Here is a 24,589-nt window from a genome sequence, read left to right on the forward strand (position 1 = left end):
TATCTATATATAGGTGCCGACCATGTTGTTCTCTGCCTCCATGGTCGGCTTGCAGCGGGGTGGTGCCCATTGGACGTAAGTCTATGAGCGCCCCTGTCAAAAACCCGACAAAAGGCAAACCGGGTTACGCAAGTTCTGTGGTCCTAATGCTGAAGCGGAATTTTTTTGACGAGATGAGCATGCCTGAGCAACGCGACATCCTGAGCGACGCCGAGCGCGAGGCACTGGCCGTGGCGAGCGCGCCCGTGGCTGCCAAGCCGTTGGTGCTGGTGGTGGATGACAATGCGGTGAACCGTGAGGCGTTGATCCTGTACCTGAAAAGCCGGGGGATCGACTGCGTCGGGGCGGATGGGGCCGAGGAAGCCAGGCTGTACCTGCACTACCAGCAACGGATTGGCTTGATGATTACGGATTTGCGTATGCAGCCGGAGGATGGCCTGGACCTGATTCGCAAGATTCGTGAATCAGAGCGGGCGGCGTTGTCGATCATCGTGGTGTCGGGCGACACCGACGTGAAAGAGGCGGTGGACGTGATGCACCTGGGGGTGGTGGATTTCCTGTTGAAGCCGGTGGACCTGGACAAGCTGCTGGAGCTGGTGAAGAAAGAACTGAAGATCGAGTAGGGCAGGAGTGGGGCTGCTTTGCAGCCCTTTCGCGACACAAGGCCGCTCCCACAAGTACCGCGCCAAACCTCAGCCTTGCGCGGTTCCTGTGGGAGCGGCCTTGTGTCGCGAAAGGGCCGCAAAGCGGCCCCCTGTCGCAGATGTCGCTTACAACCCGTTACGCGCCTTGAACTCGCGGCGACGGCGGTGCAGTACCGGCTCGGTATAACCGTTCGGCTGCTTGCCACCTTCCACCACCAGCTCCACTGCCGCCTGGAACGCGACGTTGTCGTCGAAGTTCGGGGCCATCGGGCGGTACAGCGCGTCACCGGCGTTCTGCTGGTCAACCACTACAGCCATGCGCTTGAGGCTCTCCAGCACCTGCTCCTGGCTGACCACGCCGTGGCGCAGCCAGTTGGCCAGCAGCTGGGCCGAAATACGCAGGGTGGCGCGGTCTTCCATCAGGCCGACGTTGTTGATGTCCGGCACCTTCGAGCAACCCACGCCCTGGTCGATCCAGCGCACCACGTAGCCGAGGATACCCTGGGCGTTGTTGTCCAGTTCGTTGCGGATCTCTTCGGCCGACCAGTTGGTGTCGGTGGCCAGCGGGATGGTCAGGATATCGTCCACCGACGCCGGGGTACGCGAAGCCAGTTCACGCTGACGCGCCTGTACGTCCACCTTGTGGTAGTGCAGGGCGTGCAGGGTGGCGGCGGTCGGCGACGGTACCCAGGCGGTGTTGGCGCCGGCCAGCGGGTGGGCGATCTTCTGCTCGAGCATGGCCGCCATCAGGTCCGGCATGGCCCACATGCCTTTGCCGATCTGCGCACGGCCTTGCAGGCCGGTGGCCAGGCCGACGTCGACGTTGTTGTTCTCGTAGGCACCGATCCATTTCTCGTTCTTCATGGCGCCCTTGCGCACCACGGCGCCGGCCTCCATCGAGGTGTGGATTTCATCGCCGGTACGGTCGAGGAAGCCGGTGTTGATGAACACCACGCGCTCGGCTGCAGCCTTGATGCACGACTTGAGGTTGACCGTGGTGCGGCGCTCCTCGTCCATGATGCCGACCTTGACGGTATTGCGCTTCATGCCCAGCAGGTCTTCGACCTGGCTGAAGATCTCGGCGGCGAAGGCGACTTCCTCCGGCCCGTGCATCTTCGGCTTGACGATGTACACGCTGCCGCTGCGGGTGTTCTTGCGGCTGGTGTTGCCGTTGAGGTTGTGCAGGGCGATCAGGTTGGTGAACAGGCCGTCCTGGATACCTTCGGGGATTTCGTTGCCCTGGGCGTCGAGGATCGCCGGGTTGGTCATCAGGTGGCCAACGTTGCGCACGAACAGCAGCGAACGGCCGTGCAGGGTCACGCTGCCACCGTTGGGTGCGGCGTACTCGCGGTCCGGGTTCATGGTGCGGGTGAAGGTCTTGCCACCCTTGGTCACGCTTTCGGCCAGGTCGCCTTTCATCAGGCCCAGCCAGTTGCGGTAGACGATCACCTTGTCGTCGGCGTCGACGGCGGCAACCGAGTCTTCGCAGTCCATGATGGTGGTCAGCGCCGATTCCATCAGGATGTCTTTGACGCCGGCGGCGTCGGTGCTGCCGACCGGGGTGCTGGCATCGACCTGGATTTCGAAGTGCAGGCCGTTGTGCTTGAGCAACACGGCGGTCGGCGCGGCGGCATCGCCGTGGAAGCCGATCAGCTGGGCGTCGTCACGCAGGCCGCTGTTGCTGCCGCCTTTCAGGGCGACGATCAGCTTGCCGCCTTCGATACGGTAGCCGGTGGAGTCGACGTGCGAGCCGGCTGCCAGTGGTGCGGCTTCGTCGAGGAAGGCGCGGGCGAAGGCGATGACCTTGTCGCCACGCACCTTGTTGTAGCCCTGGCCTTTCTCGGCGCCGCCTTCATCGCTGATGGCATCGGTGCCATACAGCGCGTCGTACAGCGAACCCCAGCGGGCGTTGGCGGCGTTCAGGGCGAAGCGGGCGTTCATCACCGGAACGACCAGCTGCGGGCCGGCCATGTGGGCGATTTCTTCGTCCACGTTCTGGGTGGTGGCCTGGAAATCGTCGGCTTGTGGCAGCAGGTAGCCGATTTCCTGGAGGAAGCTTTTGTAGGCTGCGGCGTCGTGGGCCTGGCCTTTGCGTGCCTGGTGCCAGGCGTCGATCTTGGCTTGCAGCTCGTCGCGCTTGGCGAGCAGGGCTTTGTTCTTTGGAGCGAGGTCATTGATGATCTTCTCTGCACCCGCCCAGAACTGCTCGGCGACGATGCCGGTCCCGGGGATGGCTTCGTTGTTCACGAAGTCGTACAGGACCTTGGCGACCTGAAGGCCACCGACTTGAACGTATCCAGTCATTGCTTGCCTCACTCTGCTCAGCTATTTCGCTCTTCTGTATTAAGCCTGTAGCGCTTCTCTAAACACGGCACCAGTGCATGCCCCCGAGTAAAGCCCCGAGCGCGGCTGGGTGCGGCCTGCCAGACCGGCTGGCAGACAGTGTGCGTATTTTCACAGGCGCCTTGGCAGACATCCAAACGACGTTTTGTAGTCCGCGCCACGGGATACTACATGAAGCAGTAGGCGGGGCAAAATCAGACTAAAAGCGCCGTTATGCGACCCGTTGGTCGCGTATGGTCACGCTGGGAGTGGGTATGTTCGCAAAAAACAGGTGGATTGTTCCAGATAAATCTTGAAACAGTACACGATTCGTTATGCAGATTGCCCTGCGGCAGGTTGCCGCGCCTTGCCTATACTGAGTCGATCCCCCGATTTTCTGCCGCCCGGAAGCGGTCCGACACGAGGAAGGGCTTGTGGATCATCTTGTACTGACAGTGATTGCCCCCGACAAGGCGGGCCAGGTCGAGCGCATTGCCCAGTGCATCGCCGACCACAGTGGCAACTGGCTGGAAAGCCGCATGTCGCGCATGGCCGGGCAGTTTGCCGGCATCCTGCGGGTGGCGGTGCCGGCGGAAAACTACGACGAGCTGGTGGCCTCGCTGCAGGGGTTGGTCCGCCATGACATTCGCGTGCTGATCGCCGAGAGCGGCATCGAGCCGTCGTGCACCTGGAAGCCGATTGCCATGGAGCTGGTAGGGAATGACCGGCCGGGGATCGTGCGTGACATCACCCGCTTGCTGGCGGACCTGGGGGTGAACCTTGAGCGGTTTACCACTGAGGTGCGGCCGGCGCCGATGAGCAGCGAGCCGCTGTTCCATGCCGATGCCTTGCTGGCATTGCCGTTGACCCTGTCGCTGGACGACTTGCAGCAGAAGCTGGAGAGCCTGGCGGACGACTTGATGGTGGAGTTGAAGCTGCGGCCGGAGGAGTAATCCGGGATTGCCGGCGAAAGGGCTGCAAAGCAGCCCCCCTGCGGTTATCCCGATATCACGGGGAAGGCCCTGTGGATAACCTGGGGGTGTACCTCTCCAGCCCAATAACTGCGCGCCTTCCACAGCTTTGCTCAAAAAATGCTCAAAAATCAGCAGCTTGTGCACAAAGTACGGGGACCAGGGTGTGGATAACCTTTGGAGATGTCTCTGCAGGCCAAGAATCACATGGCCTGCAGAGGTTTGTTTGTTTTTTGATCAGCTGCGCTTGCGCAAACTCAGCCACGCATCGACGCTGTAAATCGCCAAGCCCGCCCAGATGAACATGAACGCCACCAGGTTGCTCGATGACAGATGCTCATCGAACAGCAGCACCGCCTGCAGCAGCACCAGGGTCGGCGCCAGGTATTGCAGGAAGCCCAGTGTGGTGTACGGCAAGTGGCGCGCGGCCGCGTTGAAGCACACCAGCGGCACCAGTGTCACCGGCCCCGCGGCCATCAACCACAACGCTTCGCTGCTGGTGTAGAACGCGCCCTGGGCACTTGTCGCCGCCGGGTGCAGCAACAGCCAGCCAAGCGCCAGCGGTACCAGCATCCAGGTTTCCACCACCAGGCCCGGCAGTGCCGCCACCGGTGCCTGCTTGCGAATCAGCCCATAGAAGCCGAAGCTCAGTGCCAGCACCAGCGACACCCAGGGCAGGCTGCCCACCTGCCATACTTGCTGGGCTACACCCACGGCAGCCATGGCCACGGCCAGCCACTGCAGGCGGCGCAGGCGCTCGCCAAGAATCAGCATGCCCAGCAGCACATTGATCAGCGGGTTGATGTAGTAGCCCAGGCTGGCCTCGAGCATGCGCCCGTTGTTCACCGACCAGACGTAGGTCAGCCAGTTACCGGCGATCAGCGCCCCGCTCAGGGCGAGGATGCCCAGCCGGCGCGGATTGTTGCGCAGTTCACGCCACCAGCCGGGGTGTTTCCACACCAGTAGCAGCAGTGAGCCGAACAGTGCCGACCACAGTACCCGGTGGACAATGATCTCCACCGCCGGGACGCTCTGGATCGCCTTGAAGTACAGGGGGAACAGGCCCCAGATGATGTAGGCGCTGAGGCCCAGTAGGTACCCGCGACGCGGGTTTGCGGCGTGCATGCAGAATCCTTGCTTAGGTAGCTAAATAAAGCGCAGGGCTATTTCAGCACAGGTTGGCGAGTTGTGCTGGCACTTATGAAACGCGAAAACCAGGGCATGGCCCTGGTTTTCGCGTCAACGGCACGGGGAGTCTGGCCGTCAAATGCACACCCAACCGATCATTCCCGGTTTATGCGCGCCCTACGCGAATTGTCGCTAGCTTCAACGGATGCATAAAGAGCCAGGAATTTTTCAGCACTGACAAAGGGAATGGGCAGAATCAAACTGGCGTATTGAGGTACGAATTGCCCGTCATGGATCGCCACGATGACAATGTACTCATCGTCCGGCCTGGAAGGGTGTGGCGTGTAGATACCGTCGTCGATTGTGCCATTGCCGACACGCACATGCCATGAGGTTTGTTCCTTTGGTACTTGCTGCTCCGGCCTGCCATTGGGCTTCACCCAGAATTCAAGCTCCACACCTGCTTGCCCCTGCTTTGGCTTCAGCCAATAAGCGCCTTCCATTTCAACAGGCAAGAGTATATGGACGGTCTTGGTGAAAGTCTTACTGCTGACCACTACTTTATCAAGACGCAGTACCGAATCAACTTTGGGCATGCCTTCTTCCCACTCTGGCACCTGTTTGGGGGGGAGGTAGCGTTTGTTTACCTGACCTAGAGGGTCGGGGTCGGGCGCGTCGACCAGGTCACCCAGCCCTTCGACTTTCATGCTGATGTCATTTCTGTTCATTTCGCCAGCGACTATATCGGTATAGGCGTTCAGGTTTACGGTCGCGATGGAGGGGTAGATACTGATACTGGTTCGCAGAACGCTCACCAGTACATGAGAAACCGCACTGCCTATTTGAGCGCTAACGATGACCTTGATGTGACTGCCTTCGAATTGGTCGGCAGCGGGCGCGGAGTAAGTTCCGGTACTCGGGTGGATTGTGCCTGTAGGGTTGTCACCGTTGTAATCAGGGAGGTGACGTACGCTCCATGTTACGCCTCCGCTGGCGGCTTCGGTCTTGAAGGTTATGCTCCCGCCGGGCAGTACGCTGGTTTCACCGTTGTCGATCGGTTTGTCGTCGCTTCTGGTAATTGTGAGCTTGTTTCGCTCAGGCGCCAGTTGACCCAGGGCGGTCACGTCATTCGGCCAATGTGCCGACTCAAGGGTGACTTGCGAGTTGCGGAACAGTAGTGACGAAAGGATGAAGGTGTCTACTTCAGTACTTATACCGGCGAAGGAGTCATTTACACCAAACAGGAAGTCATCGAAGTTTTTCTTCAAGCGCTCTTCAATAAAGTCCCTGATATGTTGGTTTTTATCGTCAAGGGCCTCGTCCAGTTTGTCAGATACGTACCAGTTGAAGGACCCGCTTCCTCCAACTCGCGAAAGAACCAGTTTGTGTCGGCCTTCCTGGTCGTCTACTGAGAATTTATACTGGTGCTGGAAGTTCCAGACTGTGGTCAGTCTGCCGTCAGTTACGCCCGGATTTTCATCATAACCCCAGGTTACTCGTGCATATCTGTCGGTGGTTCCAATCCACTCAATGATCAGTCGGTCTTTATCGTGCTTTATCCTGAGCTTCTCTTTGGTATTACCCTCGGCGGGTGCGATATAGTCAAAGGCTTCCGCATGGAATCTGATGTAGTCCTGGCCGACTTTGCCGTAATTCATTTCGGCAATTTTGAATTTTCCAGCAGCTATGTATTCAATGTTATTCGAGGTGTTGATATGCATGGCTTTCCAGTCAAGCAGGCGAACAGACGAATCGCTAGACTTTAACTTCGGAATTATCAGGTTTGCTATAATGAAATTCGAGTGCAGCAGCACGTTGGCACTGAGGCCCTCCGGTAAAAGATAAGGGAGCTTTCTATTCTCGTCTGGCGGGCTAGCGTCATCACTGTCGAACCCTTCCAGTTCGACAAATAGAACGACAGCACCGTCGCCAAAGCCTTCCGTGTTTACACGTCCTGCTCCGGGGGCACCATGGGTACGTATTGCAAATCTATGTGGCTTTAGTGGAGAGTTCGCCAGATTCGAAAGCTGGCCCAATGTGTACTCGATTCGAGCCCTTTCCTCAGGCGCTTCAGCGTAGTCGTTAAAGAATCGACTGAAATGTTGCCCAAGTTTTTCGATTTCAAATGATGTTACGCCGCCATAAAAGTAATAGTTACTTTTGGTGATAAAGCTGAAATAGGCTCTACCCTCCTTGGAAACCTCTCCCCTATCACTTATCAAGTCGACGTCAAATACCAGAGACGGGCCATTGACAGGTGTTGCCTCCGCCAGTCGCGTAACCCGCCTGCGTGTGCTACCTATCGACTGGCTTAACTGAATCTGTTTGCCTCGCACACTTCGCATCATTAACTTGGCTTTGGAATTACTGAGGTCTGAATTCTCAAATGATAGCCTGGGTTCATCCAGGCAGAAATCCTGAAGCTGGTGATAGGAAAGGCCTGCTTCAATATCAACCTCGCTATTCATCGGGTCCAGAAACAGTCCGCCCGCATACCGCTCGATAAATTCTTGCTTCAATACATGGTTTGCAGTTTTTCGATCAAATGCCACAATTACCGGGTAGCCAAAATTCTTACGTACTTTGGCTAGTTCTTCCAGGAACTGTTCGAGCGACTGTTTTGTAGAGCTGTTCATGAGTTTCTCGCTTGGAAGGGTTTATGAGTTCGAGCGCTATCGCCATGGAATATTGTGATTGGCCATGGTTCACTGGGTTTTGGTGCTCGCATTAATTGCGGTGCCGGGTCGAACTTAATGCTTGAAGTGGACTTTATTGTGATGGAGGGATTTGGCCGGAAGCATGCGCCCGATCAGTACGCCACGGTTTGCTTTATTCATTGCTGAAAATCCCGCATTGCCTCGGGAGTTTTTTTACACCCAGCCTCCCGCCTTGCCTACTGGCAAAAATGCTAGGTTCAGCATGTAAGGAAGTTGCGGGAGAGGGCCGACATTTGCGTTTGCCGGCTTGCGCGATGGGGTGTCTGCCAGGTCGATTCTTTCTGACGCAGAACTTAGAACAACTTCAACGGCGGCTCATCCAGCGCGGCCATCTGTTCGCGCAGGGCAAGAATCTGGTCACCCCAGTAGCGCGGTTGGCCGAACCAAGGGAAGCTGGGCGGGAACGCCGGGTCGTCCCAGCGCCGTGCCAGCCAGGCGCTGTAGTGCAGCTGGCGCAGGGCGCGCAGGGGTTCGATCAGCGCCAGTTCGCGCGGGTCGAAGTCGTGGAATTCGTTATAGCCGTCGATCAGCTCGGCCAGTTGCCCCAGGCGCTCCTCGCGGCTGCCGGCCAGCATCATCCACAGGTCCTGCACCGCCGGGCCCATGCGGCAGTCGTCGAGGTCGACCACGTGGTACACCTCGTCGCGGTGCATCAGGTTGCCGGGGTGCAGGTCGCCGTGCAGGCGAATGAGCTGGTGCGGCGTGCGGGCATAGATGTCCTCCACCCGCTTGAGCAGGTCGCGCGCCACCGATTCGAAAGCCGGCAGCAGCTCGCGGGGGACAAAATCGCCTTCCAGCAAGGTATTCAGCGAGGCGTGGCCGAAGTTGTCCACAGCCAGCGCCTCGCGGTGCTGGAATGGTTTGCTGGCGCCGACGGCATGCAGGCGGCCGAGCAACTGGCCGAGGCGGTAGAGCTGGTCGAGGTTGCCTGGCTCCGGGGCGTGGCCGCCGCGGCGGGGGAACAGGGTGAAGCGAAAGCCCCGGTGTTCGAACAGGGTGCGGCCGTCGTGCTGCATTGGCGCAACCACCGGCACTTCGCAGTCGGCCAGTTCGGCTGTGAAGGCGTGTTCTTCGAGGATGGCCGCATCGCTCCAGCGGCCTGGGCGGTAGAACTTGGCGATCAGCGGTTGCGCGCCCTCGATGCCCACCTGGTAGACGCGGTTCTCGTAGCTGTTCAGCGCCAGCACCCGGGCATCGCTGAGAAAGCCCAGGCTTTCCACTGCGTCCAGGACCAGGTCAGGGGTGAGGGTGTCGAAGGGGTGGGACATGGTGGCTCCGGGGATAGGCGGCGTGGGGGCCATGGTAACGCGTTATGCCTGTACCGGCCTCTTCGCGGGTAAACCCGCTCCCACATGGACGGCGCAGCCGCCAGGGAAACGATGCACCTGTGGGAGCGGGTTTACCCGCGAACCGCGCAAAGCGCGGCCAGGCTATGCAGGAATCCCAAGCAATACATAGGAGGGATGAAACTGAACCCGCACCGAACTGCCAGCTGCCACCTGCTGCCCAGCCAACCAATCCGCCTCGGCAAACGCACACAACGTCTGCCCATTCCCCAACGCCAACCTGACCTCACCAGGCCCATCAGCCTCCGCCAGCACCTCCTCCACCGTCGCCCGCAGGCAATTACTCCCCGCTTCGGCCTCTTCCTCGTCGGCCAACAACCTCACCCACCCCGCCTTGAGCAGCGCCACCACCATCGTGCCCAGGGTCAGCTCAAGCCGCGCGGTGCTGTCGGGGGTGATCAACGCCTCGATCTCCAGCCCACCGCCCAACGCCAGGCTGACACGATCATGCCGACCCTCACGACGCAGGCCGCTGACCTGGCCCTGCAACTGGTTGCGCGCGCTGGTACGCAGCATCAGCCGACCGAGCAGGTCGAGGTCACTGGACTCTTCCGCTGCTTCGAGGATTTGCGCCTGCAGGACCTGCAGCCTCTGATACAGACGCAGTACTCGCTCGCCTTCCGTTGACAGGCGGGCACCACCGCCGCCACGCCCGCCGGTGCTGCGCTCGACCAAGGGCTGGCGAGCCAGATTGTTGAGTTCGTCAATGGCGTCCCAGGCAGCCTTGTAGCTGATGCCCGCGGCCTTGGCGGCGCGGGTGATCGACCCTTCTTCGGCAATGTGCTGCAGCAGCGCAATGCGCTGGGGCCGGCGGGCGATGTGCTGGGTGAGGAGGGGGGGCAGGGACATGGGCATTCAGTCTTGTGGGGCCTGAGGATGGATAGTGTGTAGGAGCAACTGTCTTGCTCAAAATTTAAATGTACATGCGCTCACTCTGGGAGCTGGCTTGCCGGCGAAGAGGCCCTTGAAATCACAGATGACCCGGCTTGGGCGTACGCGCCAGGCAGTACACATCCACCCGCTGCGCCCCGGCCTTGCGCAGCACCTGGGCAATGGCTTGGGCTGTGGTACCGGTGGTCAGCACGTCATCGACAATGGCGACGTGCTTGCCCGTCAACTCGCCCGTGACCGCAAACGCCTGGCGTAGGTTGCGTCGCCTGGCCTTGGCATCCAGTTGTTGCTGCGCAGGCGTCTCTCGTGTGCGCAGCAACAACCGCTCGTCGCAACGTACCCCCACGTGCGTCGACAGCCAGCGTCCGAGCATCCCCGCCTGGTTGAACCCCCGCTCCCGTAGTCGACCTTTGGCCAAGGGCACAGGCAACAACAGGTCGGGGCGCGGCAGCCCTTCGGCAAAGCGGTGCAACAGCCCATGCCCGAGCAATTCGGCCATCAGGCGGCCCAAAGGCCACTGGCGGTTGTGCTTGAAACGGCTGATCAGCGTGTCCACCGGAAAGCCGAAATGCCACAGTGCAATCACCTGCTCGAAGGCCGGTGCGCGGCGGCAGCACGGGACGCAGGTCAGGCCGGCCATGGGCAACGGCAGGGCGCAGCGCAGGCACTGGTCGCCCAGCCAGGGCAGTTCCTGCTCGCAGGCGATGCACAGCGGGTAGGGCTGATCGGCAGGCTCATCGCACAGCAAGCACGTTTGATTAATAAGTGAGCACTTGTAAACCAGTCTTTTCAGCTGTGGTTGACAGTTCATAGGCCTTCCATGACTATGCGAGCTATCCGTGATGCGCTGGCGGGCTTTCCTGTCCCGGCGCCAGCTTCAGCCTAAACAAGGAAACGCCAATGAGCGCCAGCACAACTGCAACAACACGTCACGACTGGTCCCTGGCCGAGGTCAAGGCGCTGTTCCAGCAACCGTTCAATGACCTGCTGTTCCAGGCGCAAACCGTGCACCGCGCGCATTTCGACCCGAACCGCGTTCAGGTTTCGACCCTGCTGTCGATCAAGACCGGCGCCTGCCCGGAAGATTGCAAATATTGTCCACAGTCCGGTCACTACAACACTGGGCTGGAAAAACAGAAGCTGATGGAAGTGCAGAAGGTGCTGGAAGAAGCTGCCCGCGCCAAAGCCATCGGTTCTACCCGCTTCTGCATGGGTGCGGCGTGGAAGCACCCGTCGGCCAAAGACATGCCCTACGTGCTGGAGATGGTCAAAGGCGTGAAAGCCATGGGCCTGGAAACCTGCATGACCCTCGGCAAGCTCGACCAGGAGCAGACCAAGGCTCTGGCCCAGGCCGGCCTGGACTACTACAACCACAACCTCGACACTTCGCCGGAGTTCTACGGCAGCATCATCACCACCCGCACCTACAGCGAGCGCCTGCAGACCCTGGCCTACGTGCGCGATGCCGGGATGAAGATCTGCTCCGGCGGCATCCTTGGCATGGGCGAGTCGCTGGACGACCGCGCCGGCCTGCTGATCCAGCTGGCCAACTTGCCCGAGCACCCGGAGTCGGTGCCGATCAACATGCTGGTCAAGGTGGCCGGCACGCCGCTGGCCGAGGAAGAGGACGTCGACCCGTTCGACTTCATTCGCATGCTGGCCGTGGCCCGTATCCTCATGCCCAAGTCGCACGTGCGCCTGTCCGCCGGCCGTGAGCAGATGAACGAGCAGATGCAGGCCCTGGCCTTCATGGCGGGCGCCAACTCGATCTTCTACGGTGAAAAGCTGCTGACCACTGCCAACCCGCAGGCCGACAAGGACATGCAGCTGTTCGCACGCCTGGGCATCAAGCCCGAAGCGCGTGAAGAGCACGCCGACGAAGTGCACCAGGCGGCGATCGAGCAGGCGCTGGTCGAACAGCGCAGCAGCGAGATGTTCTACAACGCCGCGACGGCCTGAGATGGCCTTCGACCTGGCGGCGCGTCTGGCCGAACGGCGTGCTGCAGACCTGTATCGGCAGCGGCCATTGCTGGAAAGCCCGCAGGGGCCGGAAGTAGTGGTCGATGGCCAGCGCTTGCTGGCCTTCTGCAGCAATGACTACCTGGGCCTGGCCAACCACCCTGAAGTAGTCGCTGCCTGGCAGGCCGGCGCCGAGCGTTGGGGTGTCGGTGGCGGTGCCTCGCACCTGGTGATCGGCCACAGTACGCCGCACCATCAGGTGGAAGAGGCCTTGGCCGAGCTCACCGGGCGCCCGCGTGCGTTGCTGTTCTCCACAGGCTATATGGCCAACCTGGGCGCCATCACCGCGCTGGTGGGGCAGGGGGACACGGTGCTTCAGGACCGTTTGAACCACGCTTCGCTGCTGGATGGCGGGCTGCTCAGCGGCGCCCGTTTCAACCGCTACCTGCACAACGACCCGGCCAGCCTGGCCAGTCGCCTGGACAAGGCCGTCGGCAATACGCTGGTGGTGACCGACGGCGTGTTCAGCATGGATGGCGACCTGGCCGACTTGCCGGCGCTGGCCGCTGTCGCCCGCGCCCGCGGCGCCTGGTTGATGGTCGACGATGCTCATGGCCTGGGTACCCTCGGCACCCGGGGCGGCGGTATTGTCGAGCACTTTGGTCTGGGCGTGGATGACGTGCCGGTGCTGATCGGTACGTTGGGCAAGGCCTGCGGTACCGCTGGCGCCTTTGTGGCCGGCAGCGAAGAGCTGATCGAAGCGCTGGTGCAGTTCGCCCGCCCGTACATCTACACCACCAGCCAGCCACCGGCCCTGGCCTGTGCCACGCTCAAGAGCCTGGAACTGCTACGCCGTGAGACCTGGCGCCGCGAGCATCTGGCAGCGCTGATCCGCCAGTTCCGGGAAGGCGCGCAGCAGATCGGCCTGGTATTGATGGACAGCCCGACACCGATCCAGCCAATCGTCATCGGCGACAGCGCGCAGGCCCTGCGCCTGTCACGCATGCTGCGTGAGCGCGGCTTGCTGGTTACGGCCATCCGCCCGCCCACCGTGCCAGCGGGCAGCGCGCGCCTGCGGGTGACATTGAGCGCGGCGCACAGCGAGGCGCAGGTGCAGCTATTGTTGAATGCATTGGCCGAGTGTTATCCACAGTTGGAGAGCGCCGATGCGTAATCGACTTGTTCTGTTGCCTGGCTGGGGCCTGGGCACTGCTTCCCTGGAGCCGCTGGCCGCCAGCCTGCGTGCCCAGGACGCCCGCCTGCAGGTGGAGCTGATGCCCTTGCCGGAACTGCCCCACAGCGATGTGCAGGCCTGGGTCGACCACCTCGACCGCAAGCTGCCGAGCGATGTCTGGCTGGGCGGCTGGTCGCTCGGCGGCATGCTGGCCAGCGCCCTGGCGCACAAGCGCGGCGACCATTGCTGCGGCCTGCTGACCCTGGCCAGCAACCCTAGTTTCGTAGCTCGCCCGGACTGGCCCCACGGCATGGCCGAAGACACCTTCGGCACCTTCCTCGACGGCTGCCGCAACCATACCCAGGTCACCCTCAAGCGCTTCCGCACACTGTGCAGCGATGGCGCCCTGCAACCCCGCACATTGTTACGCCAGCTGGGTGTCGGCGTACCGGATACCGACCCGCTGTACCTGGCCACCGGCCTGGAAGTGCTGGCCAGGCTGGACACCCGCGAAGCCCTGCAGGCCTACGGTGGCCCACAGCTGCACCTGTTCGCCGGCAGCGACGCGCTGGTGCCGGCCGAGGCGGCAAAAGCGCTGAGCGAGCTGCTGCCCGATGTGGAGGTGGGCCTGGTCGAAGACAGTTCCCACGCGTTCCTGCTGGAGTATCCGCAGGAACTGGCGGCGGGCATCAAGAGTTTCCTGCATGAGAGTGGCGATGACTGACCTTTCCCGTCCGACCCTGCCCGGCGCGCTGCCCGACAAGCGCCAGGTGGCGGCCTCGTTCTCCCGCGCCGCGGCCAGCTACGACAGCGTGGCAGCCTTGCAGCGTGCGGTGGGTTCGCACCTGCTGGAGCAGTTGCCGGAAGGCTTGCAGCCGTCACGCTGGCTGGATCTGGGCAGCGGCACCGGTCATTTCAGCCGGGCGCTGGCCGAGCGGTTCACCCAGGCCAGCGGCGTGGCGGTGGATATCGCCGAGGGCATGTTGTGCCATGCTCGCAACGAACAGGGCGGGGCGCACTATCATGTGGCCGGTGATGCCGAGCGTTTGCCACTGCGTGATGCCAGCGTCGACCTGGTGTTTACCAGCCTGGCCGTGCAGTGGTGCGACCAGTTCGCAAGCGTGCTGGCAGAAGTGCTGCGAGTACTGCGCCCGGGCGGCGTGCTGGCCTTCAGCAGCCTGTGTGTGGGTACCCTCGATGAACTGCGCGCCAGTTGGCAGGCGGTGGATGGCCTGGTGCACGTGAACCGCTTCCGCCGTTTCGAGGACTATCAGCGTCTGTGCGCCGCCAGCGGCTTCGAACAGCTTGGGCTGCAGCGCTGCCCGCACGTGCTGCACTACCCGGATGTGCGCAGCCTGACCCATGAACTCAAGGCCCTCGGTGCCCACAACCTGAACCCTGGCCGGCCTTCCGGGCTTACCGGCCGGGCCCGCATGCAGGGCCTGCTGCAGGCCTATGAGGCATTTCGCCAGCCCGAGGGGCTGCCAGCCACCTACCAGGTGGTCTATGGTGTGTTGCGCAAGCCACAGGCGTAAGGGGAGCGAGATGAGTCAGGCCTATTTCATTGCCGGTACCGATACCGATGTTGGCAAGACCACCATCGCTGCCGGGCTGTTGCATGCGGCACGGTCGCAAGGCTTGAGCACGCTGGGGGCCAAGCCGGTGGCCTCCGGGTGCACGATGACGCCGAAAGGCTTGCGCAACAGCGACGCTCAGGCGTTGATCGATGAAAGCTCGATCAAGCTGCCCTACGAGCAGGTCAACCCGTTTGCTTTCGAGCCGGCCATCGCACCGCACGTGGCGGCGCGCGAGGCCGGGGTGACGCTTGCCGTGCCGGAGCTGCTGGCGGCGATGCGCAATGTGCTGCAACAAAATGCCGACTTCACCCTGATCGAGGGGGCCGGTGGCTGGCGCGTGCCATTGTCGGGACAAGCCAACTTGTCCGACCTGGCCATTGCCCTCAAGCTGCCGGTGATCCTGGTGGTGGGGGTGCGGCTGGGGTGCATCAGCCACGCCTTGCTCAGCGCCGAGGCGATTGCCCGTGACGGGCTGCAACTGGCGGGGTGGGTGGCAAACATCATCGAGCCGCGTACTTCGCGCCTGGAAGAGAACCTGGCCAGCCTGGCCGAACGCTTGCCGGCGCCTTGCCTGGGGCGGGTGCCCAAGTTGAAGCAGGCCAGTGCCGACATGGTGGCTGAACACCTTCAGCTGGATCTGCTGGATTAGCCGTTTCCAGGCCTGGCCCTTTCGCGGGTAAACCCGCTCCCACAGGTACTGCACAAGTCTCAGAAAACATGGAGATCCTGTGGGAGCGGGTTTACCCGCGAAGAGGCCGGTGCAGGAATACCCATGGCCTATCAACTGGCACCGGGCCATTAGGGATTTAAACGGGCCTTTTCGCCCCGGGCCTGTTTTAATTGGCCCTGTTCGTCATCCAGCGTCAATGGAGTCCTGACATGGAAATCACCGGTAGCTCCGCCTATTACGCGGGCCTGAGCGCAATCCAGACCGGCCAGAACCGCGTCGATCAGGCCGCCAGCCAGATCGCCAATACCACCGCCGAACGTACCGCCACCAGCCAGTCCAGCGATTTTCAGGCCGAACGCCTGCGCGCGGTCGACCGCAGCCAGCAGATGGACCTGGCCACCAGCACCGTGCAGCTGGCGGTGGGCAAGCTTGAAGTCGAGCTTGGCGCAAAGGTAGTCAAGGCATCCGACGAAATGCTCGGCCGGATCATCGACACCTACGCCTGATACGGCGGCTCTCCCGAACCTGTCGCTATCCCTGTGGGAGCGGGTTTACCCGCGAATGCGTCCGCCCGGACACTTCTGTTTTCCGGGCTGGTCCATTCGCGGGTAAACCCGCTCCCACAGGTGTATGTATCATGGCTTGTCAGTTTTGCCATTTTTCGTGGCGTAAATGGCACCATAGTCCATCCTTGACATCAGGCGGAGCTAAACGTAAGTTTCAAACAACTGTTTGATCGACGACCGCCAAGCGCGGGTCACCTCCACAGAACTCACCTAGAGGTTCATCGCAATGCCTGATTACAAAGCCCCCTTGCGTGATATCCGCTTCGTTCGCGACGAGCTGCTCGGCTATGAGGCGCACTATCAGAGCCTGCCGGGTTGCCAGGACGCCACGCCCGACATGGTCGATGCGATCCTCGAAGAAGGCGCGAAGTTCTGTGAGCAGGTGCTGTCGCCGTTGAACCGCGTGGGTGACCAGGAAGGCTGCACCTGGAGCGAATCGGGCGTGAAAACCCCGACCGGCTTCAAAGAGGCCTACCAGCAGTTCGTCGAAGGTGGCTGGCCGAGCCTGGCGCATGACGTCGAGCACGGCGGCCAGGGCCTGCCAGAGTCGCTGGGCCTGGCCCTGAGCGAAATGGTCGGCGGTTCGAACTGGTCGTGGGGCATGTACCCGGGCCTGTCGCACGGTGCGATGAACACCATCTCGGCGCACGGCACCGCCGAGCAGCAGCACACCTACCTGACCAAGCTGGTATCCGGCGAGTGGACCGGCACCATGTGCCTGACCGAGCCACACTGCGGTACCGACCTGGGCATGCTGCGCACCAAGGCCGAGCCACAGGCCGACGGCAGCTACAAGGTGTCGGGCACCAAGATCTTCATTTCGGCCGGTGAGCACGACATGGCCGACAACATTGTCCATATCGTCCTGGCCCGCCTGCCGGACGCACCGGCCGGCACCAAGGGCATCTCGCTGTTCATCGTGCCGAAGTTCCTGCCCAACGCCGAAGGCGGCGTGGGCGAGCGCAACGGCGTGAGCTGCGGCTCGATCGAACACAAGATGGGTATCCACGGCAACGCCACCTGCGTGATGAACTTCGACGGCGCCACCGGCTACCTGATCGGCCCGGCCAACAAAGGCCTGAACTGCATGTTCACCTTCATGAACACCGCTCGCCTGGGCACTGCGCTGCAAGGCCTGGCCCACGCCGAGGTAGCCTTCCAGGGTGGCCTGAAGTACGCCCGTGAGCGCCTGCAGATGCGCTCCCTGACTGGCCCGAAAGCACCGGACAAGGCCGCTGACCCGATCATCGTCCACCCGGACGTGCGTCGCATGCTGCTGACCATGAAGGCTTTCGCCGAAGGCAACCGCGCGATGGTGTACTTCACTGCCAAGCAGGTGGACATCGTCAAGTACAGCCAGGATGAAGAAGAGCGCAAGAAGGCCGATGCCCTGCTGGCGTTCCTGACCCCGATCGCCAAGGCGTTCATGACCGAAGTCGGCTTCGAAGCCGCCAACCACGGCGTGCAGATCTACGGCGGCCATGGCTTCATCGCCGAGTGGGGCATGGAGCAGAACGTGCGCGACAGCCGCATTTCCATGCTGTACGAAGGCACCACCGGTATCCAGGCCCTGGACCTGCTCGGCCGCAAGGTGCTGATGACCCAGGGCGAAGCGCTGAAGGGCTTTACCAAGATCGTGCACAAGTTCTGCCAGGCGCAGGAAGGCAACGAGGCGGTCAAAGAGTTCGTCGAACCGCTGGCAGCGCTGAACAAGGAGTGGGGCGAGCTGACCATGAAAGTGGGCATGGCCGCCATGAAGGACCGTGAAGAAGTGGGTGCGGCCTCGGTCGATTACCTGATGTATTCCGGCTACGCCTGCCTGGCCTACTTCTGGGCCGACATCGCCCGCCTGGCGGCCGAGAAACTGGCTGCCGGTACCAGCGAAGAGGCGTTCTACACCGCCAAGCTGCAGACCGCGCGCTTCTACTTCCAGCGCATCCTGCCGCGTACCCGTACCCATGTGGCGACCATGCTGTCGGGTGCCAACAACCTGATGGCGATGGACGAAGAGAACTTCGGCCTGTCGTACTGATCCTACCGCTGTACGCGAAACCCGCCTGCCTTCACCGGCAGGCGGGTTTTTTGCATTCTGGGGTGGGCACAATTCCCGTGTTTTACACGATCATTGTGGGAGCGGGTTTACCCGCGAAGAATGCGACACGGTATATGGCACCGGCTTTGCCGGTGTTCGCGGGTAAACCCGCTCCCACACTGATCGCGTGCAACCCGGAATTTCGTGTTCACTCCATCCGCATATTCAACTGTTCATGTGCACTGCCGATGAAGTAAGGGCACAATGCCATTATTGATCTGCCGGGTCGGAGATTACCCTTGTTTCGTCTTAACGCTGTTCGCGCAAGCCACTTCCTGCCGTCGCTGTTCTTGTTGCTGGCAGGGCTCGCCGCAGCCTATGTGAGAGACCTCAGTGTCTTTTTCACATCGCTGTTCAATGTCCTGCCTACCTTGGTCCTGCTGCTGGGCGGCGCCTATTGCGCGGTGTACCGCCGCCAGCGCGAGCTGTTCCTGATGCTCACGGTGTATATCGCCTACTTCCTGCTCGATACCCAGACCGACTTCTACCGTGACCATGGCCGCGTGCGCGAAGACGCGGCGGTGATCTTCCACTTGGTGTGCCTGCTGCTGCCCGCCCTGTTCGGGTTGTATGGTGCCTGGCAGGAGCGCACCCATCTGCTGCAGGACCTGGTCGCCCGTGGCGCCGTGCTGTTTGCCGTCGGCAGCGTGGCGGTGGCCCTGGAGCAAAGCTACCCCGAGGCGTTGCTGACCTGGTTGGCGGAAATCCGCTGGCCAACCTTGCACGGCCAATGGATGAGCCTGATCCAGATGGTCTACCCACTGTTCCTCGGCGTGTTCATCCTGCTGGTGGTGCAATACCTGCGCGCGCCACGGCCGCTGCACGCAGCGTTGATCACAGGGCTGCTGGGCATCTTCTGGATGCTGCCGCAAACCTTCATCCTGCCGTTCACCCTGAACATCATGTGCAGCCAGGTAATGCTGATGATCGCTGCGGCGGTGGCGCACGAGGCCTACCAGATGGCCTTCCGCGACGAGCTGACCGGCCTGCCGGGGCGCCGTGCGCTGAACGAGCGCATGCAGCGCCTGGGCCGCAACTATGTGATCGCCATGACCGATGTCGACCACTTCAAGAAATTCAACGACACCCACGGCCACGATGTGGGCGATCAGGTGCTGCGCCTGGTCGCCAGCCGCCTGTCCAAGGTCACCGGCGGTGGTCGGGCCTACCGCTATGGCGGCGAGGAGTTCGCCCTGGTGTTTGCCGGCAAGACCGCCGAGGAATGTGTGCCGCATGTGGAAGCCGTGCGCGAAGTGATCGCCAACTACGTGATGCACCTGCGCGACCAGCACAACCGCCCGCAGGACGATACCACCGGGCGCCAGCGGCGAGCGGGTAGCAGTGGCGGCACGGTATCGGTCACCATCAGCATTGGCGTGGCCGAGCGCCAGACCGATCATCGTAACCCCGAGGCCGTGTTGAAATCCGCCGACCAGGCGCTGTACAGCGCCAAGGGCGCGGGGCGCAATTGTGTCATGGTACATGGGCAACAATCGCAGCGTGGGGCAGTGCGCACGGCGTGACCGGAATAGACTATATAGTCTAGTGATGACCCTATGTCTCGTAAAAGTTGTTCGGTTACACTGCCTGTAACCCAGTGTCGCGGTTCCCCGAGACCGCCCCGACCCGACTAGCGAGAGGTTGTCATGGCTGAATATAAAGCGCCCCTGCGCGACATGCGCTTCGTACTGAATGAAGTCTTCAACGTGGCCGAGCAGTGGGCGCAGTTGCCCGGGCTGGGCGAGGTTGTCGATGCCGACACGGCCATGGCGGTGCTGGAAGAAGCCGGCAAGGTCACTGCCAGGTCCATTGCGCCGCTCAGCCGCGCTGCGGATGAAGAGGGCTGCCACTGGGACAACGGCGCGGTACGCACACCGGCCGGTTTCATCGAGGCCTACAACACCTACGCCGAAGGCGGTTGGGTAGGCGTGGGCGGCGATCCGCTGTTTGGCGGCATGGGCATGCCCAAGGTCATTTCGGCCCAGGTCGAGGAAATGGTCAACGCCTCCAGCCTGTCCTTCGGCCTGTATCCGATGCTGACCGCCGGCGCCTGCCTGTCGATCAATGCCCACGCCAGTGAAGCGCTGAAGGAAAAGTACCTGCCGAACATGTACGCCGGCGTGTGGGCCGGTTCCATGTGCCTGACCGAGCCGCACGCCGGTACCGACCTGGGCATCATCCGCACCAAGGCCGAGCCCCAGGCCGACGGCAGCTACAAGGTCAGCGGCACCAAGATCTTCATCACCGGCGGCGAGCACGACCTGACCGAGAACATCATCCACCTGGTGCTGGCCAAGCTGCCGGACGCACCGGCGGGGCCGAAAGGCATTTCGCTGTTCCTGGTGCCGAAGTTCCTGGTTAACGAAGACGGCAGCCTGGGCGCACGCAACCCGGCCACCTGTGGCTCGATCGAGCACAAGATGGGTATCCAGGCTTCGGCCACTTGCGTGATGAACTTCGACGAAGCGGTCGGCTACATCGTCGGTGAGCCGAACAAGGGCCTGGCGGCCATGTTCACCATGATGAACTACGAGCGCCTGGGCGTTGGTATCCAGGGCCTGGCCTCGGCCGAGCGCTCCTACCAGAACGCCGTTGAGTACGCCCGCGACCGCCTGCAGAGCCGTGCCCCAACCGGGCCGCAAGCCAAGGACAAGGTCGCTGACCCGATCATCGTCCACCCGGACGTGCGCCGCATGCTGCTGACCATGAAGGCGCTGATCGAGGGTGGCCGCGCCTTCTCCAGCTACGTGGCCATGCAACTGGACAGTGCCAAGTTCAGCGAAGATGCCAGCGTGCGCAAGCGCAGCGAAGAGCTGGTGGCACTGCTGACGCCGGTGGCCAAGGCCTTCCTCACCGACCTGGGCCTGGAGTGCGCGGTGCACGGCCAGCAGGTGTTCGGCGGGCATGGTTACATTCGCGAGTGGGGCCAGGAGCAACTGGTGCGCGATGTGCGCATTACGCAGATCTACGAGGGCACCAACGGCATCCAGGCCCTCGACCTGATGGGGCGCAAGGTGGTGGCCAGCGGTGGTGCGTACTATCGGCTGTTCTCCGACGAGATTCGCCAGTTCATTACCAGCGCGGGTAGCGAACTGGATGAGTTTGCCAAGCCGTTGGCGGCCAGCCTCGACCAGCTCGACGGGTTGACCGAGTGGGTACTGGAACAAGCCAAGGGCAACCCGAATGAAATTGGCGCGGCTTCGGTCGAATACCTGCATGCCTTTGGTTATGTTGCCTATGGCTACATGTGGGCACTGATGGCGCGGGCGGCCAAGGCGGGTGAGGGGGACGAGGCGTTCTACTCGGGCAAGCTGGGTACGGCGCGGTTCTACTTTGCGCGGTTGCTGCCGCGGGTGGATTCGCTGGTGGCCTCGGTGAAAGCGGGGAGTGAGTCGCTGTACCTGCTGGATGCCGAGCAGTTCTGACGGATTTTGGGGCCGCAAAGCGGCCCCAATTCCAGGCACATCTGGAAGTGAATCCTCCTGTGTAAGCTTTTTCCTACACAACGTGGTGACTTTTCACCACTGTTCTCAGATTGGATCCACGGTTAATCTTTACCACATGGACGTTGCGCAGGAAGCGCAAAGGACAGATCAAGGATGACGACGAAGGACACCTGCCAGGATGGCGGGGCGATACGGATGTCACAGGGAAACAGTCTGGAAAACCCCGCTTCGGCGGGGTTTTCTTTGTGCGCGTGTTTTTTCAGCCCAGCACATCCAGCGGCGATGCGCCCAACAGGCGAGCGTCCGTCTCTTCCTCCAGCAGCGTGCGCAGCAGCTCCACAGAGGCCTGCTGGCGCTGGGCATCGCGGAATACCAGGCCAACCTTCAGCGGTACCCGCGGCTCGCTCAATGGCTTCCACAGCAGCCCCTGATCATCCTCGGCGGCCTCCTTGGCCCGCCCCGGCAGGATGGTGGCCAGCGCGGTATGGGCCAGGCTGTCGAGAATCCCCGCCATGTTGTTCATCTCGGCCTGCACCTGCGGCCGACGCCCCTGGCTGGCCAGCTGTGCCTGCCAGATCTGGCGGATCTGGAATTCCTCGCCCAGCATCAGCATGGGCAGCTCGGCGGCCTGGCGGATGGATACCTTCTTGAAGTCCTTCAGCGGGTGGGTAGCGGGGATGACCAGTTGCAGCTCGTCTTCGTACAGCAGCAGGCCATGCAGCCCCGGCTGACGTGGCGGCAGGTAGCTGATACCGATGTCCAGGCTGCCGTTGAGCAGGCGCCGTTCGATCTCCAGCCCCGACAATTCGTAGATCTGCACCACGAGGTGCGGCTGTGCCCTGCGCAGGCGTTCCAGCAACTGCGGCACCAGGCTCGGCCGCACGGTCTGCAGCACGCCGATGGCCAGTGTACGCAGGGACTGGCCCTTGAAGTTGCGCATGGCCTCGTGGGCGCGCTGCAGGCCGTCGAGCAGCGGTAGGGCATGGTTGTACAGGGTATGAGCGGCCAGGGTCGGCAGCAGGCGTTTGTTGCTGCGCTCGAACAGGCTCAGGTCGAGGCTGTGTTCCAGCTGGCGGATCTGCTGGGAAAGCGCCGGCTGGGACAGCGACAGGCGCTCGGCGGCGCGGCCCACGTGGCCTTCTTCATACACCGCGACGAAATAACGCAGTTGGCGGAAATCCATAAGTAACACTTATCGAAAATGCTGGAAAAACGAAATGGTCGAAAACCCTCGCGAGGCCTAGTCTATCGCCGTATTCCAGCGGGTTACAGCGATCAATCGATCGATTGTTACCCCGGATGAAAAACACTTTTGATAGGCAAGGCAAAATATCGAGTGCCGGCACCCAGACCGCACCGTGGCCGCCCTTTACCGTGATTGGTTGGAGCCCTGATGAACCTGTTCAACCTGCGCCGCCCGGCCCCTGCCGCCGTCGCCGAGCCCAAGCGTGCGCCGGTGATCGTGCCGGAAGCGCCGCAGCTGTCGCGTGAGCGCCTGATGTCCAGCACCGAACGCGCAGCGCAAGTGTTCGTGCGTGGCCAGGGCTCCTGGTTGTGGGACAACGAAGGGCACGCCTACCTGGACTTCACCCAGGGCGGTGCGGTCAACAGCCTGGGGCACAGCCCCAGCGTGCTGGTGAAAGCGCTGGGCAACCAGGCCCAGGCGCTGATCAACCCGGGCTCGGGCTACCACAGCCGTGGCCTGCTGGGGCTGGTCAACCGCCTGTGCCAGAGCACCGGCAGCGACCAGGCCTACCTGCTCAACAGCGGTGCCGAAGCCTGCGAAGGCGCGATCAAGCTGGCGCGCAAGTGGGGCCAGCTGCACCGCAACGGCGCCTACCACATTATCACCGCCAGCCAGGCCTGCCATGGTCGCAGCCTGGGCGCGTTGTCGGCGTCCGACCCGCTGCCGTGCAACCGCTGCGAGCCGGGCCTGCCGGGCTTCAGCAAGGTGCCGTTCAACGACCTGGCGGCGCTGCACGCCGAGGTGGACTCGCGCACCGTGGCAATCATGCTCGAGCCGATCCAGGGCGAGGCGGGTGTCATCCCGGCCACGCAGGAGTACCTCAAGGGTGTGGAAACGCTGTGCCGCGAACTGGGCATCCTGCTGATCCTCGACGAGGTGCAGACCGGCATCGGCCGCTGTGGCGCGCTGCTGGCTGAAGAAATCTACGGCGTGCGCGCCGACATCATCACCCTGGGCAAGGGCCTGGGCGGTGGCGTGCCGCTGGCAGCCTTGCTGGCCCGGGGCACGGCGTGCTGCGCCGAGCCTGGCGAACTGGAAGGTAGCCACCATGGCAACGCGCTGATGTGCGCCGCCGGCCTGGCTGTGCTGGATACCGTGCTGGAGCCTGGTTTCTTCGCCCAGGTGCAGGACAACGGCCGCCACCTGCGCGAAGGCCTGAGCCGGCTGGCCGGGCGTTACGGCCAGGGCGAAGTGCGCGGGCAAGGCCTGCTGTGGGCCCTGCAGCTGAAAGAAAACCTGGCCCGCGAGCTGGTGGCGGCGGCCCTGGACGAAGGCCTGCTGCTTAACGCACCGCAGGCGGATGTGGTGCGCTTTTCGCCGGCGTTGACCGTGAGCAAGGGCAACATCGACGAAATGCTGCTGCGCCTGGCCCGCGCCTTCGCCCGCCTGCACACCCGGCAGCAGGCCCGCCGGGAAGTACCGGCCTGATCCGAATTTTACGAACCGTCTGGCGTTCCTGCGCATCGCCCCTGGCCTGTTTCATTCGGCCCGGGGCGTTTTTTTTTGCCAGTGGAACCTCTGCCACGCGGGTCTAGTCTGTGAAGTAACCCCTTCAGGAGAGACTCGCATGGACTTCATTCGCATCATCATCGCCATCATCCTGCCGCCGCTCGGCGTGTTCCTGCAGGTGGGGTTTGGCGGGGCGTTCTGGCTGAATATCCTGCTGACCTTGCTGGGGTACATTCCGGGGATCGTGCATGCGGTGTATATCATCGCCAAGCGGTGACATTGCTGGGGCTGCTCTGCAAACACATAAATAATTGAGTTAGCAGGGCTCTGTGGGAGCGGGCGTGTCGAGGCGTCGAACCGCCGCGAACACCGGCGGAGCCGGTGCCATACA

At 62.3% G+C, this 24,589-nt stretch carries 20 protein-coding genes; 13 read left to right on the forward strand and 7 right to left on the reverse strand.

What is annotated here, in order from left to right; translation table 11 throughout:
- The first annotated feature begins 83 nt into the window (after positions 1 to 83).
- Positions 84 to 623 carry a response regulator gene (locus ACIQYU_RS21565; RefSeq protein ID WP_207834010.1) on the forward strand — a complete coding sequence of 180 codons (540 nt, stop codon included), beginning with the start codon at positions 84 to 86 and terminating at the stop codon, positions 621 to 623.
- Positions 624 to 770: 147 nt separating this feature from the next.
- Here the strand turns inward: ACIQYU_RS21565 and ACIQYU_RS21570 are convergent, their stop codons facing one another.
- Positions 771 to 2,948, reverse strand: a complete 2,178-nt coding sequence (locus ACIQYU_RS21570; protein ID WP_207834012.1) for a malate synthase G — start codon at positions 2,946 to 2,948, stop codon at positions 771 to 773.
- Between the two features lie 452 nt (positions 2,949 to 3,400).
- On the opposite strand from ACIQYU_RS21570, the gene ACIQYU_RS21575 reads away from it, so the two are divergent.
- On the forward strand, positions 3,401 to 3,919 hold the full coding sequence (locus tag ACIQYU_RS21575; protein ID WP_207834021.1) for a glycine cleavage system protein R: 519 nt from the start codon (positions 3,401 to 3,403) through the stop codon (positions 3,917 to 3,919).
- Positions 3,920 to 4,174: 255 nt separating this feature from the next.
- Here the strand turns inward: ACIQYU_RS21575 and rarD are convergent, their stop codons facing one another.
- The 5 genes from rarD to ACIQYU_RS21600 form a co-directional block, all read right to left on the reverse strand.
- The gene (gene rarD / locus ACIQYU_RS21580; protein ID WP_233688020.1) at positions 4,175 to 5,062 is read right to left on the reverse strand and encodes an EamA family transporter RarD; all 888 of its coding nucleotides are present in this window, start codon (positions 5,060 to 5,062) and stop codon (positions 4,175 to 4,177) included.
- 158 nt (positions 5,063 to 5,220) lie between these two features.
- Complete coding sequence (locus ACIQYU_RS21585; protein ID WP_207834026.1) at positions 5,221 to 7,701, reverse strand: hypothetical protein; 2,481 nt, start codon at positions 7,699 to 7,701, stop codon at positions 5,221 to 5,223.
- A gap of 374 nt (positions 7,702 to 8,075) precedes the next feature.
- Positions 8,076 to 9,050, reverse strand: coding sequence for a serine/threonine protein kinase (locus ACIQYU_RS21590; RefSeq protein WP_207834044.1), 975 nt, complete (start codon positions 9,048 to 9,050; stop codon positions 8,076 to 8,078).
- 162 nt (positions 9,051 to 9,212) lie between these two features.
- On the reverse strand, positions 9,213 to 9,977 hold the full coding sequence (locus ACIQYU_RS21595) for a TOBE domain-containing protein (protein WP_207834053.1): 765 nt from the start codon (positions 9,975 to 9,977) through the stop codon (positions 9,213 to 9,215).
- 121 nt (positions 9,978 to 10,098) lie between these two features.
- Complete coding sequence (locus tag ACIQYU_RS21600) at positions 10,099 to 10,830, reverse strand: ComF family protein (RefSeq protein WP_233688019.1); 732 nt, start codon at positions 10,828 to 10,830, stop codon at positions 10,099 to 10,101.
- Positions 10,831 to 10,919: 89 nt separating this feature from the next.
- Between ACIQYU_RS21600 and bioB the strand changes: the two genes are divergently transcribed.
- The 9 genes from bioB to ACIQYU_RS21645 all read left to right on the forward strand — a co-directional run bounded on the left by bioB (position 10,920) and on the right by ACIQYU_RS21645 (position 21,482).
- Positions 10,920 to 11,978 carry a biotin synthase BioB gene (gene bioB, locus ACIQYU_RS21605; protein ID WP_013970556.1) on the forward strand — a complete coding sequence of 353 codons (1,059 nt, stop codon included), beginning with the start codon at positions 10,920 to 10,922 and terminating at the stop codon, positions 11,976 to 11,978.
- Between the two features lies 1 nt (position 11,979).
- On the forward strand, positions 11,980 to 13,152 hold the full coding sequence (gene bioF / locus ACIQYU_RS21610) for an 8-amino-7-oxononanoate synthase (RefSeq protein ID WP_207834057.1): 1,173 nt from the start codon (positions 11,980 to 11,982) through the stop codon (positions 13,150 to 13,152).
- Complete coding sequence (locus ACIQYU_RS21615) at positions 13,145 to 13,876, forward strand: alpha/beta fold hydrolase (protein WP_207834059.1); 732 nt, start codon at positions 13,145 to 13,147, stop codon at positions 13,874 to 13,876. Before bioF ends, ACIQYU_RS21615 begins: the two co-directional genes overlap by 8 nt.
- Positions 13,869 to 14,687, forward strand: coding sequence for a malonyl-ACP O-methyltransferase BioC (gene bioC, locus ACIQYU_RS21620; RefSeq protein WP_207834061.1), 819 nt, complete (start codon positions 13,869 to 13,871; stop codon positions 14,685 to 14,687). The genes ACIQYU_RS21615 and bioC overlap by 8 nt, the downstream gene beginning before the upstream one ends.
- A gap of 10 nt (positions 14,688 to 14,697) precedes the next feature.
- Positions 14,698 to 15,378: a dethiobiotin synthase gene (bioD, locus tag ACIQYU_RS21625; protein WP_233688017.1), complete on the forward strand. Its 681-nt coding sequence runs from the start codon at positions 14,698 to 14,700 to the stop codon at positions 15,376 to 15,378.
- Between the two features lie 230 nt (positions 15,379 to 15,608).
- Positions 15,609 to 15,905 carry a hypothetical protein gene (locus tag ACIQYU_RS21630; RefSeq protein WP_025337434.1) on the forward strand — a complete coding sequence of 99 codons (297 nt, stop codon included), beginning with the start codon at positions 15,609 to 15,611 and terminating at the stop codon, positions 15,903 to 15,905.
- A 286-nt stretch (positions 15,906 to 16,191) separates the two neighbouring features.
- Positions 16,192 to 17,997 (forward strand): phenylacyl-CoA dehydrogenase, encoded by a 1,806-nt coding sequence (locus ACIQYU_RS21635; protein WP_133970035.1) that lies wholly within the window; start codon positions 16,192 to 16,194, stop codon positions 17,995 to 17,997.
- Positions 17,998 to 18,296: 299 nt separating this feature from the next.
- Positions 18,297 to 19,580, forward strand: coding sequence for a diguanylate cyclase (locus tag ACIQYU_RS21640; RefSeq protein ID WP_207834072.1), 1,284 nt, complete (start codon positions 18,297 to 18,299; stop codon positions 19,578 to 19,580).
- A 123-nt stretch (positions 19,581 to 19,703) separates the two neighbouring features.
- A complete protein-coding gene (locus ACIQYU_RS21645) occupies positions 19,704 to 21,482 on the forward strand; it encodes an acyl-CoA dehydrogenase C-terminal domain-containing protein (RefSeq protein ID WP_207834074.1) in 1,779 nt (592 codons plus the stop codon).
- Positions 21,483 to 21,762: 280 nt separating this feature from the next.
- On the opposite strand, the gene ACIQYU_RS21650 is transcribed toward ACIQYU_RS21645, so the two are convergent.
- Entirely contained in the window at positions 21,763 to 22,686 is a 924-nt protein-coding gene (locus ACIQYU_RS21650; RefSeq protein ID WP_004375209.1) for a LysR family transcriptional regulator, read from the reverse strand.
- 210 nt (positions 22,687 to 22,896) lie between these two features.
- On the opposite strand from ACIQYU_RS21650, the gene ACIQYU_RS21655 reads away from it, so the two are divergent.
- Together ACIQYU_RS21655 and ACIQYU_RS21660 are read left to right on the forward strand one after the other, a co-directional pair.
- Positions 22,897 to 24,177 (forward strand): aspartate aminotransferase family protein, encoded by a 1,281-nt coding sequence (locus ACIQYU_RS21655; RefSeq protein ID WP_402802121.1) that lies wholly within the window; start codon positions 22,897 to 22,899, stop codon positions 24,175 to 24,177.
- A gap of 139 nt (positions 24,178 to 24,316) precedes the next feature.
- Positions 24,317 to 24,475 (forward strand): YqaE/Pmp3 family membrane protein, encoded by a 159-nt coding sequence (locus ACIQYU_RS21660; RefSeq protein WP_009681539.1) that lies wholly within the window; start codon positions 24,317 to 24,319, stop codon positions 24,473 to 24,475.
- Positions 24,476 to 24,589 lie beyond the last annotated feature (114 nt).

Source organism: Pseudomonas sp. NPDC096925 (assembly GCF_044762545.1).
In the GTDB taxonomy this organism is placed as follows: Bacteria; Pseudomonadota; Gammaproteobacteria; order Pseudomonadales; family Pseudomonadaceae; genus Aquipseudomonas.